This is a genomic window from Micromonospora sp. NPDC050200, from assembly GCF_040656135.1.
Taxonomy (GTDB): Bacteria; Actinomycetota; Actinomycetes; order Mycobacteriales; family Micromonosporaceae; genus Micromonospora.
The window spans coordinates 44,624-61,993 of record NZ_JBFALG010000023.1 but is presented as its reverse complement, the minus strand read 5'-3'; the positions used below and the strand labels follow the sequence as shown (position 1 = coordinate 61,993).

13 protein-coding genes are annotated in these 17,370 nt (G+C 74.9%); 5 read left to right on the top strand and 8 right to left on the bottom strand.

Annotation, left to right across the window (positions count from 1 at the left end):
- Window positions 1–39 precede the first annotated feature (39 nt).
- From AB0I41_RS17405 to AB0I41_RS17390, 4 genes are all read left to right on the top strand, one after another.
- Window positions 40–3,591: a nitrate- and nitrite sensing domain-containing protein gene (locus AB0I41_RS17405; RefSeq protein WP_357108109.1), complete on the top strand. Its 3,552-nt coding sequence runs from the start codon at window positions 40–42 to the stop codon at window positions 3,589–3,591.
- Window positions 3,588–3,992 carry a roadblock/LC7 domain-containing protein gene (locus AB0I41_RS17400; RefSeq protein ID WP_132186590.1) on the top strand — a complete coding sequence of 135 codons (405 nt, stop codon included), beginning with the start codon at window positions 3,588–3,590 and terminating at the stop codon, window positions 3,990–3,992. The genes AB0I41_RS17405 and AB0I41_RS17400 overlap by 4 nt, the downstream gene beginning before the upstream one ends.
- Window positions 3,993–4,094: 102 nt before the next feature.
- On the top strand, window positions 4,095–4,472 hold the full coding sequence (locus AB0I41_RS17395) for a DUF742 domain-containing protein (protein WP_088964879.1): 378 nt from the start codon (window positions 4,095–4,097) through the stop codon (window positions 4,470–4,472).
- Between the two features lies 1 nt (window position 4,473).
- A complete protein-coding gene (locus AB0I41_RS17390) occupies window positions 4,474–5,067 on the top strand; it encodes an ATP/GTP-binding protein (RefSeq protein ID WP_357108105.1) in 594 nt (197 codons plus the stop codon).
- Window positions 5,068–5,193: 126 nt separating this feature from the next.
- On the opposite strand, the gene AB0I41_RS17385 is transcribed toward AB0I41_RS17390, so the two are convergent.
- The 3 genes from AB0I41_RS17385 to AB0I41_RS17375 all read right to left on the bottom strand — a co-directional run bounded on the left by AB0I41_RS17385 (window position 5,194) and on the right by AB0I41_RS17375 (window position 10,070).
- Window positions 5,194–6,420: an ABC transporter substrate-binding protein gene (locus tag AB0I41_RS17385; protein WP_357108103.1), complete on the bottom strand. Its 1,227-nt coding sequence runs from the start codon at window positions 6,418–6,420 to the stop codon at window positions 5,194–5,196.
- Between the two features lie 132 nt (window positions 6,421–6,552).
- On the bottom strand, window positions 6,553–9,066 hold the full coding sequence (locus tag AB0I41_RS17380; protein WP_357108100.1) for a transposase: 2,514 nt from the start codon (window positions 9,064–9,066) through the stop codon (window positions 6,553–6,555).
- Between the two features lie 41 nt (window positions 9,067–9,107).
- Complete coding sequence (locus tag AB0I41_RS17375; protein WP_357108097.1) at window positions 9,108–10,070, bottom strand: DNA primase; 963 nt, start codon at window positions 10,068–10,070, stop codon at window positions 9,108–9,110.
- Window positions 10,071–10,188: 118 nt separating this feature from the next.
- On the opposite strand from AB0I41_RS17375, the gene AB0I41_RS17370 reads away from it, so the two are divergent.
- Window positions 10,189–10,530, top strand: coding sequence for a helix-turn-helix transcriptional regulator (locus tag AB0I41_RS17370; protein ID WP_357108094.1), 342 nt, complete (start codon window positions 10,189–10,191; stop codon window positions 10,528–10,530).
- Window positions 10,531–10,690: 160 nt separating this feature from the next.
- Here AB0I41_RS17370 and AB0I41_RS17365 read toward each other — a convergent pair whose 3' ends face one another.
- From AB0I41_RS17365 to AB0I41_RS17345, 5 genes are read right to left on the bottom strand one after another with little or no spacing between them, the layout of a single operon-like run.
- On the bottom strand, window positions 10,691–11,362 hold the full coding sequence (locus tag AB0I41_RS17365) for a permease prefix domain 1-containing protein (RefSeq protein ID WP_357108092.1): 672 nt from the start codon (window positions 11,360–11,362) through the stop codon (window positions 10,691–10,693).
- Between the two features lie 58 nt (window positions 11,363–11,420).
- Complete coding sequence (cydC, locus tag AB0I41_RS17360) at window positions 11,421–13,262, bottom strand: thiol reductant ABC exporter subunit CydC (protein WP_357108089.1); 1,842 nt, start codon at window positions 13,260–13,262, stop codon at window positions 11,421–11,423.
- The gene (cydD, locus tag AB0I41_RS17355; RefSeq protein ID WP_357108087.1) at window positions 13,259–14,938 is read right to left on the bottom strand and encodes a thiol reductant ABC exporter subunit CydD; all 1,680 of its coding nucleotides are present in this window, start codon (window positions 14,936–14,938) and stop codon (window positions 13,259–13,261) included. Before cydD ends, cydC begins: the two co-directional genes overlap by 4 nt.
- Window positions 14,935–15,942, bottom strand: coding sequence for a cytochrome d ubiquinol oxidase subunit II (locus AB0I41_RS17350; RefSeq protein ID WP_357108084.1), 1,008 nt, complete (start codon window positions 15,940–15,942; stop codon window positions 14,935–14,937). The genes cydD and AB0I41_RS17350 overlap by 4 nt, the downstream gene beginning before the upstream one ends.
- An 11-nt stretch (window positions 15,943–15,953) precedes the next feature.
- Window positions 15,954–17,204 carry a cytochrome ubiquinol oxidase subunit I gene (locus tag AB0I41_RS17345; protein ID WP_357108081.1) on the bottom strand — a complete coding sequence of 417 codons (1,251 nt, stop codon included), beginning with the start codon at window positions 17,202–17,204 and terminating at the stop codon, window positions 15,954–15,956.
- Between the last annotated feature and the right edge of the window lie 166 nt (window positions 17,205–17,370).

Sequence of the window (17,370 nt, the reverse complement as noted above, 5' to 3'; positions counted from 1 at the left end):
GGGGCAACGCGGGGACGCTGTAATCGCGAGGACGGTGACGTGAGCAAACGGCCGAAGACGGCGGGCTCCTTCCTGTCGCGTCTGCGCTGGCCTGCCGGCCGGCTCCGCGACATGCCGATCTGGTCCAAGCTCGGTCTGATCATGATCGTGCCGACCATCGCCACGGTCGTCGTGGGCACCAGTGGTCTGGTGGACCACCTGCAGACGCTCAACAATGCCAACCGGGCGGGAGACCTGGCCAACCTGATCGGTTACTCAGGTGACCTGGTCAACAGCCTCCAGGACGAGCGCACCAACGCCGTCCTGCTGCTGGGGGCGCCCAAGGGGCAGGCCCGGGCGCAGTACCAGGAGGCGTACAACCGGGTCAACCAGCGGGTCGACCAGTCCAAGGCGCCGTACTCGCGGCAGCGGCTGAAGATCGAGGATCTACCGGCCAGCCTGGAGACGCTGCTCGACCGGATCGACCAGGAGCTGAGTGACCTTCCGGGCACCCGCAGCCAGGTCTACAACGGCCGGCTCAAGCTCAGCGACGCGGTCGGGTCGTACGAGGGCCTGATCAACCAGCTGATCAGCGTCCGGGACTCGGCCACCCAGCTCGCCGGTGACAACGATCTGAGCGACCGGATGCGGGCCGCCGCCGCCGTCGCGCGGACCAAGGAGTTCCTGTCGCTGCGCCGGGTGGCGGTGCACCGGGTACTCATCCAGAAGTCGTACATCGCGCCGCTGCGCGACGACTTCATCCGCAGCCAGAAGGGTGAGCAGCTGGCGCGGCAGACCTTCCAGTCGGTCGCCAACCAGTCCGAGCGCGAGTTCTACCAGCAGACCGTGGCCGGCTCCGACCTGCGCCAGGCGGAGGCCTACAGCGCCTTCATCAGTTCCCGCGACACCGATAGCATCGCCGGCGTCGAGTTCGGCACGGACCAGTGGGACGCGGCCATGGTCGCCAACGCCCAGTTGATCCGTACCGTCGAGGTCAAGCTCGACGGCAACGTGGTCCGGCAGGCCGACCAGCTCCGATCCGACGTGCAGCGCCAGGTCTTCCTGGAGACCGGCCTGCTGCTGAGCATGCTGCTGCTGGCGATCCTCTTCGCGTACCTGGTCGCCCGGTCGATGGCCCGCTCCCTGCGCGACCTGCGCCAGGGCGCCCTGTCCATCGCGCAGTACGGCCTGCCGCAGGCGGTGGCCAGGCTGCGCGACCCGCAGGTCAGCGGACAGCTTTCCCCGGCGCAGCTGGCCAACCAGATCGCCGAGCCGCTGCCGGTGCGCAGCAAGGACGAGTTCGGCCAGGTGACCGAGGCGTTCAACGCGGTCCACCTGGAGGCGGTCCGCACCGCCGCCGAGCAGGCCGCGCTGCGTTCCTCCGTCGCGACGATGTTCGTCAACCTCGCCCGCCGCTCGCAGATCCTGGTCGACCGGCTGATCGGCCACCTCGACCGGCTGGAGCGCGGCGAGGAGGACCCGGACCGGCTGGCCGAGCTGTTCCAGCTCGACCACCTGGCCACCCGGATGCGCCGCAACGACGAGAACCTGCTGGTCCTCGCCGGTGCGGACTCCACCCGGGTGCAGCGCGAACCGGCCGCCCTGATCGACGTGCTGCGCGCCGCGCAGTCCGAGGTCGAGCACTACACCCGAATCGAGTTCGGGGTGATCGACCGGGACATCGAGGTCGCCGCGCACGCCGTCAACGACATGGTGCACCTCATCGCCGAGCTGTTCGACAACGCGACCGCCTTCTCTCCGCCGGACTCCCAGGTCATGGTGGAGGCGCGCCGCATCGGCGACCGGGCCACCCTCTACGTCGAGGACCGTGGCATCGGCATCAGCCCGGAGCAGCTGGGCGACCTCAACGAGCGGCTCGCCACGCCGCCCCAGGTGGACGTGGCCGTCTCCCGGATGATGGGCCTGGTCGTGGTCGCCCGGCTGGCCTCGCGGCACGGCGTCAAGGCGGAGCTGCGTCCCGGCTCCGACCGCGGCACGGTCGCCGAGGTCACCATGCCCACCTCCGTGCTGGTGCCCCGGGCGCTCGCCGGTCGCGGCCAGCCGGTCCCGGCGCTGCCCGCGGCCGGCCCGCAGCAGCCCGGCCCGGCCCCGACCTTCGGTGCCCTGCCCGCGTTGGGCAACGGCCCGATGCCGACCCCGCGGTCCGGCGAGTCCGGCAACCAGGTCACCCTCGGTGGGCGGCCCTTCGACCCCGCCCCGCGCAACGGCTCCCCGGCCAACTCCGGCGGGACGCGCTCCATGCCGGCCTGGTCGGACCTGACCGGCGCCAACGCCGTCAACGGCAACGACAGCTTCACGCCGCGGTCCTCCAACGGCCAGCAGATCGACCCACTGCCGCAGCGGCGGGCGTCCGGCGACGACGACCCGGCGACCGGCCAGCAGCCGGCGATCCCGCGGCAGCTGCCGAGCAGCCCGGAGGCCCGCCCCTACAGCGCGCCCCCGATGCCCCCGATCTCGGCGCCGCCGCTGCCGCCCGTGTCCGCCTCGCCCTACTCCGGTCCGCCGGTGTCGGCTTCGCCGTACTCCGGTCCGCCGTACTCCGGGCACCCGGTTTCCGCCTCGCCCTACTCCGGTCCGCCGGTCTCGGCCTCGCCGTACTCCGGTCCGCCGTACTCCGGGCACCCGGTTTCCGCCTCGCCGTACTCCGGCCAGCCGCCCGTCTCGGCCGCCTCGGCCGCCCCGCCGGCCTGGCCGCCGGTGGCCAACCCGGAGCCGGCCGCCCCGCCGGTGCCCGAGCGGCTCGCCGCCGCGCTGGACATGACCACCGAGCTGCCGCGGGTGGCGCGTCCCGAGCAGACCCAGCCGACCGCGCAGCCCCCGGTCCAGGCCACTCCGCCGGCGGCGCGGCAGCCCGCCGCACCGCAGGTCCGTGCGGCGCAGCCGGCACCGGTCAACCGACCCCCGACCCCGCAGGAGACGGCCAACCGGCAGCGGTACGCGGACGAGACGATGGAGCTGCCGATCTTCCGGGAGCTCGAGTCGGCCTGGTTCCGTACCCGCAAGCCGGGCCCGGAGGAGCCGGGCGTCGCGGCCGCCAAGCAGGGGGTCGACGGAGGCGCGACCCAGCAGATGCCCGCCGTCGACGCCGGTCGCTCCGTCCCGCACAACGCACCACGGACGACAGGTAACGCACCGATGGCAAACACTCCGATGGCCGGAGGGACGCCGCGCGACAACGGGTCGGCGACGAACGGAGGCGGTCGCCCCGGTCAGGCCGACGGCCTGCCCAACCGCCGGCCCGCCCCGCAGACCGCCGGCTGGCAGACCGCGGCCGACGACGGCTGGCGTGCCGCCGTGGCAGCCTCCGAGGTGCCGGTGGCGGCCACCACCCAGACCGGCCTGCCGAAGCGGACGCCGATGGCGCAGCTCGTCCCGGGTGCCGTGGAGAAGCCGACCACCTCGGTGCAGCGGCGTACGCCGGAGGCGGTGCGCGGTCTGTTGTCGGCCTACCATCGGGGCGTGCAGCGCGGGCGCACCAACCCCTCGGACAGCAACCCCACCAGCTCGGAGGCGACTCCGGGAGGGCAGCAATCCTCGCAGTCTGGCTTCGGCCCGGCGGCCGGGAGCGGGCAGAAGGAGCAAGATCGATGACAACTACGCAGGATCTCGGTTGGCTGCTGGCCAACTTCGCCGACCGGGTGCCCGGTGTCGCGCACGCGGTCGCCGTCTCCGCGGACGGCCTGCTCCTCGCGTCGTCACGGGACCTGCCGCGGGACCGGGCCGACCAGTTGGCCGCCATCGCCTCCGGTCTGGTCAGCCTCACCCAGGGCGCGGCCCGCTGCTTCGAGGGTGGCGCGGTGCTGCAGACCGTCGTCGAGATGGACAACGGCTTTCTGTTCCTGATGTCCATCTCAGACGGTTCGTCCTTCGCGGTGCTGGCCGCCCGCAGCAGTGACGTGGGCCAGGTCGGCTACGAGATGGCGCTGCTGGTCGACCGGGTGGGTGACGCGCTGACCCCGCAGCCCCGCACGGCGGTCGGGATGATGGGCTGACCGAGCTGACCACCGGGTCGGCACGGCAGCAACGACACGACAACAACGACGGGTTCCACCAGGCGCGAGCCGGTGCCGGGTACGAAGGAGGTGAGCGGCGACATGGCCGATCGTGACGAACCGACCGGAGCGTTGGTCCGTCCATACGCCGTGACCCGCGGTCGTACCCGTCCCCGGCTCGACATCGCCATGGAGGCGCTCGTCGAGACGACGGTGCGCGGTCGCGCCGCTGCCAGTGGCAACGGCGGTCAGGGCCGGGAGCACCAGTACATCGCCGCGCTGTGTGACGGACGTGTGCAGTCGCTCGCCGAGATCGCGGCGCGAATGCAGCTTCCGCTGGGCGTGGCCCGGGTGCTCATCGCCGACATGGCGACGGACGGCCTGGTCGCGGTGCACGAGCCGACCATCTTGGACGACTCCGACGACGCGGTGGGCACTGAACTGCTGGAGAGGGTGCTGAGTGGACTTCGCAGGCTCTGACATGTCGCACCGGCCGTCGGCCCCGAGCGGGCGCGTGACGTCGGCGAAGATCGTTATCGCCGGGGGATTCGGCGTCGGCAAGACGACTTTGGTCGGCTCGGTCTCGGAGATCACGCCGCTGACCACCGAGGCCATCATGACCTCCGCGGGCGTGGGCGTCGACGACACCCGGCAGGTGCCGGGCAAGACGACGACCACCGTGGCGATGGACTTCGGCCGGATCTCGATCGACCGGGACCTGATCCTGTACCTGTTCGGTACGCCGGGCCAGACCCGGTTCTGGTTCATGTGGGACGAACTGGTCCGCGGCGCGATCGGTGCCGTCGTCCTGGTCGACACCCGCCGGCTGGCCGACTGCTTCGCGGCGATCGACTTCTTCGAGCACCGGCGGCTGCCGTACCTGGTGGCCATCAACTGCTTCGACGGGATGCAGTACCACGACCCGCAGGACGTCCGGGACGCGCTGGCGATCTCGACCGACGTGCCGGTGGTGGCCTGCGACGCCCGTAACCGGGAGTCGACCAAGCACGTGCTGATCTCGCTGGTCGAATACGTGCTGACCATGCGTCGTTCGCGCGCGACCGCTCCGGCCTGACGGGCCTCGACGCGTCCGGTGGCGGCTCCGGCCGACGCCGGGCGCGTCCGCGCGTCCACGGCCGGTCGGGTCCGGAGTGGACGCGCCGGCACGTGTACGCCGGCGGTGCCAGGGCCGGCCCCCGGGTCAGGAGACCCTGGTCCAGCTTCCCTGAATGAGCTGGTAGACGCCCAGCGAGTTGCGCTCCATCCCGCCGTGCCGGATCGGCGCGAAGGCGTACCACCCGGCCATCCCCTCGGTCACCTGCGTCTGGAGGTACGCCCGCAGCCGTCCACGGTCGACGCTGCTGGCCAGCCGGGCCGCGTCGGCGATGAGCTGGAGCGCGTCCGAGGCGTAGGGGGCGAAACCGCTGAACCCGCCGTGCTGCTGGATGTAGCGGAACACGAAGTCCCGCCGGGCGAGTGCGGCGGTGGTGGTGCCCGTGAGGGTGGAGCCGGCCAGGCAGGTCGGGTGCACCGTGTACGAGCCCTCGACGGCGGCCGCGTTGCTGCCCTGCACGGTCTCCTCGGCCACGGCCGCGGAGTCGAAGAAGAGCGGACCCCGCCAGCGGGCCCGGCGCAGCGCGCGGGCGGCGCTGCCGCTGTCCGGAGCCGCCGCCCACACCACCACCCCGTCGGGTCCACCGGCCACCGCCTGCCGGGCGGCGGTGGTGGAGTCAGCGCCGGTGCGGGGCAGGCGTACGGTGCGGTCAAGCTCGACCCCGACGGCCCGCAGCGCGGCCGCCACGGCTCGGACGCCGGAGTCGCCGTGCAGGCCGTCGGCGGCCAGCAGGGCGACCCGCTCCAGCCCCTGTGAGCGGGCCAGCTGGGCCAGTCGGCGGGCGACGTCCACCGCGTCCGGGGTGAGCTTGTAGATGAACGTCCGCTGCGCCAGCGGCAGCACGATGCCGTCCCCGGGCGCGAGCGAGACGAAGGGGGTCTGGAGTCGCTGGGCCACCCCGACGACCGCCATCGCGGTCTCGGTCAGCGTGGTGCCGAGCAGGGCGTGCACGCCGTCCTTGCGGATCAGCTCGGTGGCCTGCTGGGCGGCCAGGCGCGGCTCGCCGCGGTTGTCCCGCACCAGCAGCCGTACGCTCCGGCGCAGGTTGCCCACCTGCACCCGGTCGACGTTGAGGTCTTCCATGGTGATCTGCAGGGCGCGTTCCTGAAGGACCCCGAGGGCGGCGCCCCGGCCGGTGAGCTCCAGGCTGACGCCGATCAGCAGCTCCGGGCCGCCCGGCGAGGCGGTGCCGTCCGGCTCCGCCCCGTCCTGCGTCTCCGCCTGCCCGCAGGCGCTCAGCAGCAGGCTGCTGGTCGCTGCGGTGAGCACTCCCCGGCGGGTGAGCACGGAGGAGTCGATTGCCGGTGTCGCCATTGGAGTCGCCTTCCCACCCCGGCGTCACCTGCCGCCGGCGGTTCCGCCGGTATGCTTCCGGCCCCCGCGACCCGGCGTCAAATTATCCGGGTGTGGGCAGAAACACGCAGGTGGAAGGCGCTTTGCCCGCGATCAGGAACGGTAGCCGGCGGACCGGAACTCGTATTCGCGGTCGTCGTCGCGCTCGGCCGGGTCGCGGCTGAAGTCCCAGCCGCCGGCCGACTCACGACCCGGTCGCCCGCCGACCGCGAACCCGCCGATCTCCTGGCCGCGGCGCCAGCCGCGGAAGTAGCCGGTGGTGTTCTCGGCGAGGCTCGCCGCGTCGCGGACGATCCGCAGCGGACGTTCCTCGCGCAGCGGCGAGCCGGGCACCAGGTTGGCCTGCGGGACCCGCTTGGGCAGGCCGGCGGAGGTCTCCGCGCCCACGGCCGGGCGGGCCGCCTGCTCGGCGGCCTGCCAGCCGGTGTCCGCGGTGGTCGACCAGTCCAGGTCGGACTCCTCGGGCTGGCCGACGAACCAGGCGGACCTGGCCTGCGCGAAGATCAGCAGGTCGCCGTCGCCCTCGTCGGAGATCGGCGGCGGCCGGTGCTCCATCGGTGCGGGCCGGCGCTCCGCCGGCTCCGGCCGGTGTTCCGGGGCCGGCCGCTCACCACGGGGGGCGCGCCCGGAACGGCTCGCCTCCTCCCGGTCGACCAGCCGCAGCGGGGGCGTCTCCAGGCGCGGGTCGGCGCCCGGGTGTGGACCGTCGCGCAGCGCACGGTCGGCCAGCGGCGGCGGCTCGACGAGCCGCAGCATCGGCGGCTCCTGCGGCAGGTCGTCGGCGAGCCACGGCGGGGTGACCCGCCGCTCAGAGCCGGGGTCGGTCGGCGCGTCCACCTGCCGGCCGGCCCGCTCGCCGTACGGCGGCACGACCGGGTTGTTGGCGGAAGTGTCGGCCGGGTCCTCCGGGTTGTTGACCAGCGGCCAGTTCGCCCGGGAGCCGGGCGGGGCGGCCTCGGCCCCGGGGCGCGGGGTCGGCACCGGGACGCTCAGGTCGGTGGCGCTGAAGCCGCCGGTGGGCGCCGACAGCGCGCCGTTGGTCTTCGGGCGGGGCGGGATGACCGTGCGCTGCCGCTCGGCGCGGGCGCTGTTGATCGCCGCCGTGGTAAGGGTCGGCCGGAACGGCTCGCCCGCCTCGGCGGGGGGCACGTTGCCGCGCTGCGCCGGGGCGATCGGCGTGATGCCGGGCGGCGGCGGGGGCGGCGCGGACACCGGACGGTTGGTCGGGGCGTCGACGCCCCGGCGGACCACCGGCAGGCCCGGGTCGGTGCCCCGGCGGACCACCGGCAGGCCCGGGTCGGTACCCCGGCGGACCACCGGCAGGCCCGGGTCGGTACCCCGGCGGACCACCGGCAGGCCCGGGTCGGTACCCCGGCGGACCGCGGGCATGGCCGGGTCGGTACGCGAGGGCGGGGCCGAGGTCGGGGTGGCTGTCGCGGCGGCCGGCGCCGGTGCGACCGGTGGCGGTGCGACCGGGGCCGGTGCGACCGGCGGCGGACCGAGCGGTCGGGGCGAGGTTGGCATCGCTCCGCCGGAGGTCGGCTCGGGGCGGCTGCGCCGGCTGGTGGGGGTGGGGCGCTCGGGCTCGGCCGGCCGGACGGGGCGAAGCCCCGCCGCGGTGCCGCCGAGGCCGGACAGTTCGCCGATCGGCTCGCCGCGCCGGGCGGCGGCGCGCCGTCCGGGTGCCGGAGCCGGGGTGGTGATCCGGGCGCTGAGCGCGCCCACCAGTGCCTCGCAGCCGGCGTCGCAGGCCCGCACCGAGGCGACCGCGTGACGGACGGTCTCCGCGACGGCGGAGGTGAGCGCCCGGTTGACGGTGGCCCGGCGGGGGGTCTCGGAGATGGCCACCCGTAGGGCGGTCACCGCGGCGTCGATCTCGTCAACCTCGGCCACGCCGTCGGCGGCCAGCTGCGCGGCCACCGCGTCCGCGGCGACCGAGACGTCGTGGCCCTGGGCGGTCGCGCCGCCGAGCATGCCGGGCTCGGGAAGGGCGTCGAGCACCGCGAGCGACACCGGCTCGGCCGGGTCCGGGTACGCCCGGAGGGCCGCCGGGTAGAGCTCGCGCAGCACCTCGCGCAGCGCCACGGCGGCCGAGTGGCGGCCGGTGGACAGGGCGGCGTGCGCGGCCAGGACCTGCTTGAATCCGGCCAGGTCCCGGGGTGCCGGCAGGGTGACCGCGGAGAGCGCCCCGGCCTGGAGGGCGCGGGCCAGGCCCACCGCCCGCCGCTCGGCCGGCGGGGACTGCATCTCCTCCAGGGAGTCGTCGTCGGCGAACCGCTCGGCGAAGTCGTCGACCGAGTCGTCGTCGGCGATCGCGAGTGGACGCCCGGCGGCGCTCAGCAGCGAGGTGACCGTGTGGTCGTCGCTGTCGGCCGCGATCGCCGCGCCGCTCGGCCCGCCCGACCGCTCCACGAGCAGCGCGACCAGCTGGGCGTAGCCCGTCGGGTCGTCACCGATCTCGTAGACATGCAGCAGACGGCCTGCGTCGTCGACCACAGCGGACGTCAGCGTCGATCCGGCCGATGCCGGTCGGTCGGCCGGATCCGCCGAGGCCAGACCGCAGTACACGCGCACGAGCGCCACGGCGTCGTCCTCCTCCCGGGACACAGGTCCTATCTCTGCCAGAGACTGATGCTCCCCGCTCGGGGTCAGTCGCGCCAGTCCACGACAGCAGAGATCTTGCCGACAATGGTGCGCCAACCCAAACTTGCGGTTTGTGCCCCGATTTTCTTCAGCCGCCGTCGGCCGAGGAAACCACCGATTCCGCCGTTGACAGTTGCCCGTAGCGCCTCGTCCAGGTCGTCCAGGCTGGAGCTGGCGGAGAGCATGTCGAGCACCGCGGGTAGCCGCAGCGCGTACGACAGGTCACGGGCCACCTCGCCGGCCTCGATCAGCAGCGACGGGTCCCACGTGTCGTGCCCGCCGCGCAGGTTCTCCACTACCAGGTCCAGCTCGTACATGTCCTCGTCGAGCGGCGCGATGTCGGCCGGTTCCACCCGTTCGGACAGTTCATTCCAGCTGTCCAGTTGGGACATGTCGTTGGGCGCGCCGGAGCGGATGAAACTGACCAGCGCCTCGGGGGTCTTGAAGAGCAGCAGCCGCCCCTTGTGGGTGAGGAAGACCGGCACCTCCTCGTCGCCCGCCTCGTCCTCGTCCTCCGCCTCGGACTCCGCCTCGTCCGCCTCGTCCTCGGCGTCGGTGTCGGTGTCGGCGGCGCGCTTGCGACCCGCGGGCCGGCCGTCCTCCCCGTCCTCGGCGGAGAGCGCGGCGAACTCCTCGTCGAGGATCACCACCTCCTCGTCCTCGTCGTCCTCGGTCTCCACGACCTGACGGCGGGCGAGGAACGGGTCGTCCTCGTCGCGCTCGGCGACGTCGGTCGGGGTCAGCTCCCGCGCCGGCCGGTACGCGCGCAGCGTGAAACCGGTCCCGGCGGGGAGGGCGATCTCCACCGGGTCGATCCGCAGCTCGTCCCAGAGGGAGCGGTCGGCCGAGCCGCGCTCCACCTCGGGCTCGACCGGCCCGTCGGTGGCGTCGAGCTCGGGCTCGTCGGCGTCGGGCCGTTGGGGCGACTGGCGGGCCACGCTGACCTCCGTGTACGTCGGATTGCCCACTCGCCGACACTTCCGGTCGGCCAGTGACTCTGGGCACATACCCTAGTGGGCGCCTCGGCGGCGGCGGACCCCGCACCCCGCTGGCGGTCCGCGCGGTTGACAAGTAGCGTTACTACGCATGAGGGCTCAGGCGCTGCACGGACACCTGGACGCGCTGCTCCTCGCGGTGCTGGAGCAGGGCGCACTGCACGGTTACGCCATCATCGAGGCGCTGCGGGCCCGCAGCGACGGCAGTCTGGACCTGCCCACCGGCACCATCTACCCAGCGCTGCGCCGGCTGGAGCGGGCCGGCCACGTGGCCAGTTCGTGGAGCACGGTCAGCGGCCGGGAACGGCGCACGTACGAGCTGACCGACTCCGGTCGCCGGGCACTGGCCGGCGAGCGGGCCGGCTGGTGCGAGTTCAGCGCGACGGTCGGCCGGTTCCTCGGCCCCGACACGCCCCCCACCGCCCCGGCCTGACCGCAGACACCCCGGCTCCCCGGCGCCACGCCGCCCGCCCGCGCCCGCCCCGGTACGTCGTGATCGTCTGGGCTTTTCCGACGGTCGAGCCGGCGTGTCGAACCGGAAGAGTGCAGACGATCCCGGGCCGGCCCACGGCGCGCGCCGAGGCCGCGGCGGGTCAGTGGGTGGCGCGTAGCCAGCAGCGGGTGGCCCGGGCGAGGGAGAAGTAGCCGGCGCCGACCACCACCGCGCCGACGATCATCGGGGGCCAGGTCAGGGCGGCGTCCCAGAGCTCCAGCGACCAGGCGAACAGGGCGGCCCCGACGACCGCGCCGAGCGCCAGCGCGCCGGTCAGGCCCAGCCCCAGCAGCCGGCCGGCCATCGGCACGCCGGCCCGACCGTGCCGCGCCGCGCCTACCCCGAGCACCAGCCCGGCCAGCCCGAACCCGGCCACGGCCAGCCAGATCCAGTTCACCGACGCGGAGAGCAACAGGTAGCCGGCGGGCGGCCGGGGCCCGCCGCTCCAACTGGAACCCCGCCAGGTGAGGTCGCCGGCGACGAGCAGGACCAGGGCCACCGCGAAGGCCCGCAGCGACAGCCCACGCAGCGCCGCCGCCGCCAGCTCCGCCTGGTAGGCCGGCACCAACTGCGCCGGCGCGCCGAACTCGGCCACCGCGCGCCGCTCGGCCTCCGCCGCCGACAGCCCGCTCTCCCGGTACGCCTCGGCGGCGTCGTCCAGCGCGTGCCGCAGCTCGACGATCAGCTCCGCCTTGAGCCGGGCCGGCCCGCGCAGCCGGTCGTCCAGCTCGCGCAGCCGGTCCTCCACCCGTACCTCGTCACACCCCCGCATGGGGCCACCCTGCCACGAGGACAGGGCCGCCGCGTCGGGGAGATTCCCGGAACCGGACTCAGGGGGCCAGGGCCAGGTACCCCCGCTCGGCCGCCGCCTGGAGCAGCCACTGGTCGCGGTACCAGCCGGGGGTGGCCATCAGCTCGGCGTGCCGGCCGCGCCGGGTCACCCGCCCGGCGTCGAGCACCACGATTTCGTCCAGCCCCTCGAGGCCGCTGAGCCGGTGGGTGATCAGCAGCACGGAGTGCCCGGCCGGGGTGGCGGCCAGCGCAGAAGCGAGCACCGCGTCGGCGGCGGCCGGGTCGAGCCCCTCGGTGGGCTCGTCCAGCACCAGCACCGCCGGGGCGGCGAGCAGCGCCCGGGCCAGGGCGAGGCGCTGCCGCTGCCCGCCGGAGAGCTGGCCGCCCTCCTCGCCGACCACCGTGTCCCAGCCGTCGGGCTGGTCGCGTACCCAGTCGCGCAGGCCGGCCGCCCGGGCCGCGGCGGCCAGTTCCGCCTCGCCCGCGTCGGGGCGACCGAGCAGCAGGTTCTCCCGCACCGAGGCGTGGAAGACGTACGCCTCGGCGAGCAGCCCGCCGATCGCCCGGGGCAGCTCCTCGGCCGGGTACGCCGACAGGTCGACCCCGTCCAGGGTGACCCGGCCGGCGTCCGGGCGTACCGCGGCGGTGAGCACGGCGGCGAGGGTGCTCTTGCCGGCGCCGCTCGGGCCGACCACGGCGACCCGGCGGCCGGCCGGCAGGGCCAGGTCGATCCCGGCCAGGGCCGGGGCGGCGCCCTCCCGGTAGCGGACGGTCACCCCGTCGAACCGCACGTCGTGTGCCGTCCGGCCGTCCACCGTCGCGCCGGCCCCGGGAGCGGTCGGGGGCAGGGGCGTGTCGAGCAGCGTGGCGACCCGGTTGAGGCCGGCGCGCAGCTGGGTGCGCTGCCGGGCCGCGCCGACCAGGGCCAGCGCGATCTCCACCGCGGCGAGGGTGCCGACGGCCAGCACGCCGACCAGCACCCCGTCGACTCCGGCGCGCAGCGCGGCGAGCACCACGCCGCCGGCGGTCAGCCCGGCGACCAGCACCCCGGCCGCGTCGACGGCGAACCCGGTCGCGGCGAGGCGCCGTTCCAGCCGGGCCAGCCGGTCGGCACGGTCGGTGGCGGCGCGCAGCGCGTACCCGGTGGCGCCGAAGGCGGCCAGGTCGGCGGCGCCGTGGGTGAGGTCGACGGCGTCGGTGGCGAGCGCCCCGCGCAGCGGCGCGACCTCGTCGGCGGCCCGCCGGGTGAGCGCGGTGGCCAGCGTGGGCAGCGCGACCCCGGCGACCAGCAGGCCCACCGCGAGCACGCCGGCCGCGGGGAACGAGACCAGCGCGGCCCCGCCGACGGCCAGCAGGCTCACCAGCGCGGCGGCGGCGCCGGGCACGAGCACCCGCAGCAGCAGGTCCTGGACGGCCTCCACGTCGGAGACGAGCCGGCTCAGCGCGTCCCCGGACCGCTGTTCGGCGGGCCCCCGGCGGTCGGCCAGGGTGGCGAATACCCGGGCGCGCACGTCGGTGATCATCCGGAGCACGGCGTCGTGGCCGGCGAGCCGTTCGGTGTAGCGGAACACGCCCCGGCCGATGGCCAGCGCCCGGACGGCGACGATGGCCACGGTCAGCCGGTCCAGCGGCGGCCGGCCGGCGGCGCTCATCAGCAGCCAGGTGGCGGTGGCCATGAGGGCCAGTCCGGCGAACTCGGTGGCCGCGGCGAGCAGCCCCGCGCCGACCAGCCGGCCCAGGTACGGCCGGGCCAGCCGCAGCACGGTCCGCTCGGCCCCGGCCCGGGCCGGGACGGCGCCGGGGGCACCCGGCGCGGGCAGCTCGGCCGGGGTCGGGCCGCCGGTGTCGCGGCCCTCCGGGCGTACCGGTCCGGTGGTCATCGGGTCGCCTTCCCGGCCGGCGTCGGGGTCAGCTCGGTGACCCGGCCGTCCTCGACACGCAGGATCCGGTCGGCGTCCTCCAGCAGCGCCGGCCGGTGCGCGACCAGCAGCGCGGTACGCCCCGCGACCAGGCGCCGGGTGGCGGTCAACACCACCGCCTCGCTGGCGCTGTCCAGCCGGGCGGTCGGCTCGTCGAGGAGCACCAGCGGGGCGTCCCGGAGGAAGGCTCGGGCCAGCGCGACCCGCTGCCGTTGCCCGCTGGACAGGCCGTGCCCGCGCTCGCCCAGCGTGGTGGCGAGCCCGTCGGGCAGGTCCGCGACCACGTCCTGCAACGCGGCGTCGGCGACCGCCGTGGCGAGCGCCGCGTCCGGGGTGTCGGGGGCGCCGAGGCGGATGTTGTCGGCCAGCGAGGCGGCGAAGAGGTGCGCCCGCTGCGGCACCCAGGCGACCTGTCGGCGCCAGGCGTCGCCGTCGACGTCGGCCAGGTCGACGCCGTCGACGGTGATCCGGCCGGAGGTGGGGGTGACGAAGCCGAGCAGCAGGCCGAGCAGGGTGCTCTTGCCGGCGCCGCTCGGTCCGATGACCGCGATCCGCTCGCCGGGCCGGATGGTCAGATTGACCTCGCGCAGGGCGATGGTCCGCTCGTACGCCACGGTCACGTCCGCGAACCGGATCTCGCCGCGGCCGTCCGGCGCCGGGGCCCGCTCGCCGGCCGGCGGGGCGGCGGCCGGGGCGGCCGACACGGTCAGCGCCTCGTCCAGTGCGGTGAGCCCCTCCATGCTGGCGTGGAACTTGCTGCCGGCCGCCCGCAGCGGCAGGTACGCCTCCGGGGTGAGCAGCAGCACCAGCAGCGCGGTGGAGAGGGTGATCCCGCCGCCGAGCAGCCGGATGCCGACCGGCACCGCGACCAGCGCCACCGACAGGGTGGCGACCAGCTCCAGCACGAGCGCGGAGAGGAAGGCGATCCGCAGGGTCTTCATGGTGGCGACCCGGTGCCCGTCGGCCATCCGGCGTACCACGCCGGTCTGGGCCCGGGCCCGGCCGAACGCGCGCAGCGTGGGCAGCCCGGCGACCATGTCGAGGAAGTGCCCGCCGAGCAGCGACAGCCGTCGCCACTGGCGTTCGGTGGCGGCCTGCGCCTGCCAGCCGAGCAGCGCGCCGAAGACCGGGATCAGCGGGAGGGTCAGCGCGATGATGAGCGCCGAGCCCCAGTCGGCGAGGACCAGCCGGGCCAGCACGGCCACCGGCACGGTCACGCTGAGCACGAGCTGGGGAAGGTAGCCGGTGAAGTAGGCGTCCAGCGCGTCGAGGCCCCGGCCGGTGAGAGTGGCGAGCTGACCGGCGCGCTGACCGGCGACCCAGCCGGGCCCGTGCCGGCCGACGGCGGCCAGCAGGTCGGCGCGGAGCGTCGCCTTCACGGTGGCCGCGGCCCGCGCCGCGACGGTGCCCTGCGCCCAGGCGACCGTGGCCCGGGCGGCCACGGCGGCGACGAAGCCGGCCAGCGCGACCGTGTCGAGCCGTCCGTGGATCGCGGTGGCCAGCAGTGCGGCCAGGGCGGTGGCCTGCCCCACGACCAGCAACGCGGTGAGCCCGCCGAGGACCGCGAGCACGGCGAGGTCGCGCCGGGCCGCGGGGACCCGACGCAGCAGACGCGGGTCGAAGGGACGGCGGTTCACCAGTACACCGGTGCCCTGCCGTCGGTCCGTCCCCGGAACACCCACCAGCACATTGCCTGAAAGCCTAGTAGGGCCGGCAGGAGCGGCAGCGTGAGCCAGCCCAGTAGCCGCAGTGTCGGGCCGCTGGCCGCCGCGTCGGCGACGCTCAGGGAGGCGGCCGGGTCGACGGTGGAGACCAGCACCCAGGGCCACAGCGCCGCGCCGACCAGCGCCACCGGCAGCGCCAGCGCCACGGCGGTGGCGGCGAAGGCGACGCCGGGCCGCCCCCGGCCGAGCGCCGCCCGCGCCACCAGCAGCGCCGCGACCAGCGCCAACGGCAGGAGTACGGCGACCAGCGGGCGTGCCGCGGTGGCGCGTACCCGGTCGGAGAGCAGGCCGAGGACGGTGGCCGTGGCGACCGCGGCGAGCGCCACCGGGACCAGCCGGCGGGCCAGCCGGCCGACCGCCGCGGCGTCGGCGGCCGGCAGCCGGAGGGTGAGGAACGTCGCACCGTGCACCGCGACCAGGGCGAGCATCGCGAGCCCGGCGGCGGCGGCGAACGGGGTGGCCAGGTGGGTCACCCCGGCGACGTGGCCGTCGGCGTGCCGGGGTACGCCCTGGAGCAGCCCGCCGAGCACCATGCCCCAGTCCAGCGCGGCGAGCGCGCTGCCGGCGACCACCACCCGGTCCCAGCGGGCGCGGGCCCGCGGGGACGTCGGCCGGCTGCGCAGCTGCACCCCGGCGATCACCAGGATCACTCCGACCAGCGCCCCGACCATGGCCGGGTAGAAGCCGGAGAGCAGTTCGCCCTCCAGCGTGGGGAAGGCGCCGAAGAGGATGCCGACGGCGGCGACCAGCCAGACCTCGTTGCCGAGGAAGAACGGGCCGAGCGCGGTGAGCGCGGCGCGCCGGCGGGTGGGGTCGGTGCCCCGGGCCAGCAGCAGCCCGACGCCGTAGTCGTAGCCGCCGAGGACCAGGTACGTGGCGAAGAAGAGCCCGAGCAGGGCGTACCAGGCGAGTTCCACGGGTCGTCTCCTCAGGCGAGGGCGGGTTCGGGGCGGGCGTCGTCGTCCCGGGCGCCCGGCGGGCGGCCGAGCGCGGGATCGGCGGCGCCCCGGGCGGCGTGCCGGGCGAGCAGCGTCCAGTTGGTGACGGCGAGGGTGCCGAGCAGCAGGCTGAAGCCGATCAGGGAGGCGAGCATCACCCCGGCGTCCACCCCGGAGACGGCCTGCCCGGTGGGGAGCAGCCCGTACGCCGCCCAGGGCTGGCGGCCGACCTCGCGGGCGATCCAGCCCAGGATCACCGCGACGAAGGGCAGCGGCAGGGCGAACAGGATCAGCCAGAGCGGGAAGCGCAGCCGGATGATCCAGTCTCGCCAGAGCAGCGGGAGCAGCAGCCAGACGCAGCCGAGGGTGAAGCCGATCAGGATCATGAAGCCGAGCCCGACGTTGGAGAGCACCGGAGTGCTGTAGTCGCCGGGGCCGAACTTGGCGGTCCACTCGGCGACCAGCGCGTCCGCGGCCGGTCCGCCGCCGAACTTGGTGGGTTGCACCTGCCTGACCGGGCCGAACTGGGCGAAACCGAAGCCCTGCACCAGGGTGACCGCGAGCGCGGCGGTGACCAGCCCGATCCGCAGCGAGGTGCGGAACAGCGCGAAGTCCGGCGTACGACGGATTAGGTGCCAGGCACTGACCGCGGCCATCAGCACCCCGCCGGTGAGCAGCGCGGCGGCGACCACGTGCCCGAACGCCATGCCGAGGGTGGGGTTGGTGAGCAGCGCGGTGAAGTCGGTGAGGTGGGCGATGCCGTCGCGCAACTCGTATCCGACCGGGTGCTGGAGCCAGGAGTTGGCCACCATGATCCAGAAGGCGGAGGCGTACGCGGTCAGCGCGACGCCCCAGAGCAGCGCGAGGTGCACCCCGCGGCGCAGCCGGTGCCAACCGAAGATCCACATGCCGAGGAACGTGGACTCCAGGAAGAACGCGACCAGCGTCTCGATCGCCAGCGGCGCCCCGAAGACGTTGCCGACGTAGCGCGACAGCCCGCTCCAGTTCAGCCCGAACTGGAACTCCATCACGATGCCGGTGGCGATGCCGAGCACGTAGTTGATCACGTACAGCTGGCCCCAGAAGCGGGTCAGGCGCTCCCAGGCCGGGTTGCCGGTGAGGAGCCAGGCCGTCTGCAACCCCACCAGCAGGGTGACCAGGCCCAGGGTGACCACCACGAAGAGGAAGTGGATCGAGGTGGTGGTGGCGAACTGCAGGCGCGCGAGGAGCAGGGTGTCCATGACCGCTCTCCAGAGGTTGGCTCGCTTGTCGTAGCGATCCTACACGTAGTTTCTCTACGCATATTCCCCGGCCGGTCGTGGTCGGCGCCGCCGGCCCCACCCTCCGCACCCGCTTTGCTCTGCTGCGGTGGCAACACCGGGAGCGCTCTTCCCTGTCCTCGACCCG

What these genes read in the sequence shown, in the direction of transcription:
- AB0I41_RS17370 (WP_357108094.1), top strand. Translation starts at nt 10,189, where the DNA reads ATGAGGGCTCAGGCGCTGCACGGACACCTGGACGCGCTGCTCCTCGCG.
- AB0I41_RS17385 (WP_357108103.1), bottom strand. Translation starts at nt 6,420, where the DNA reads ATGGCGACACCGGCAATCGACTCCTCCGTGCTCACCCGCCGGGGAGTG.
- AB0I41_RS17400 (WP_132186590.1), top strand. Translation starts at nt 3,588, where the DNA reads ATGACAACTACGCAGGATCTCGGTTGGCTGCTGGCCAACTTCGCCGAC.
- AB0I41_RS17345 (WP_357108081.1), bottom strand. Translation starts at nt 17,204, where the DNA reads ATGGACACCCTGCTCCTCGCGCGCCTGCAGTTCGCCACCACCACCTCG.
- AB0I41_RS17390 (WP_357108105.1), top strand. Translation starts at nt 4,474, where the DNA reads ATGTCGCACCGGCCGTCGGCCCCGAGCGGGCGCGTGACGTCGGCGAAG.
- AB0I41_RS17365 (WP_357108092.1), bottom strand. Translation starts at nt 11,362, where the DNA reads ATGCGGGGGTGTGACGAGGTACGGGTGGAGGACCGGCTGCGCGAGCTG.
- cydC (WP_357108089.1), bottom strand. Translation starts at nt 13,262, where the DNA reads ATGACCACCGGACCGGTACGCCCGGAGGGCCGCGACACCGGCGGCCCG.
- AB0I41_RS17395 (WP_088964879.1), top strand. Translation starts at nt 4,095, where the DNA reads ATGGCCGATCGTGACGAACCGACCGGAGCGTTGGTCCGTCCATACGCC.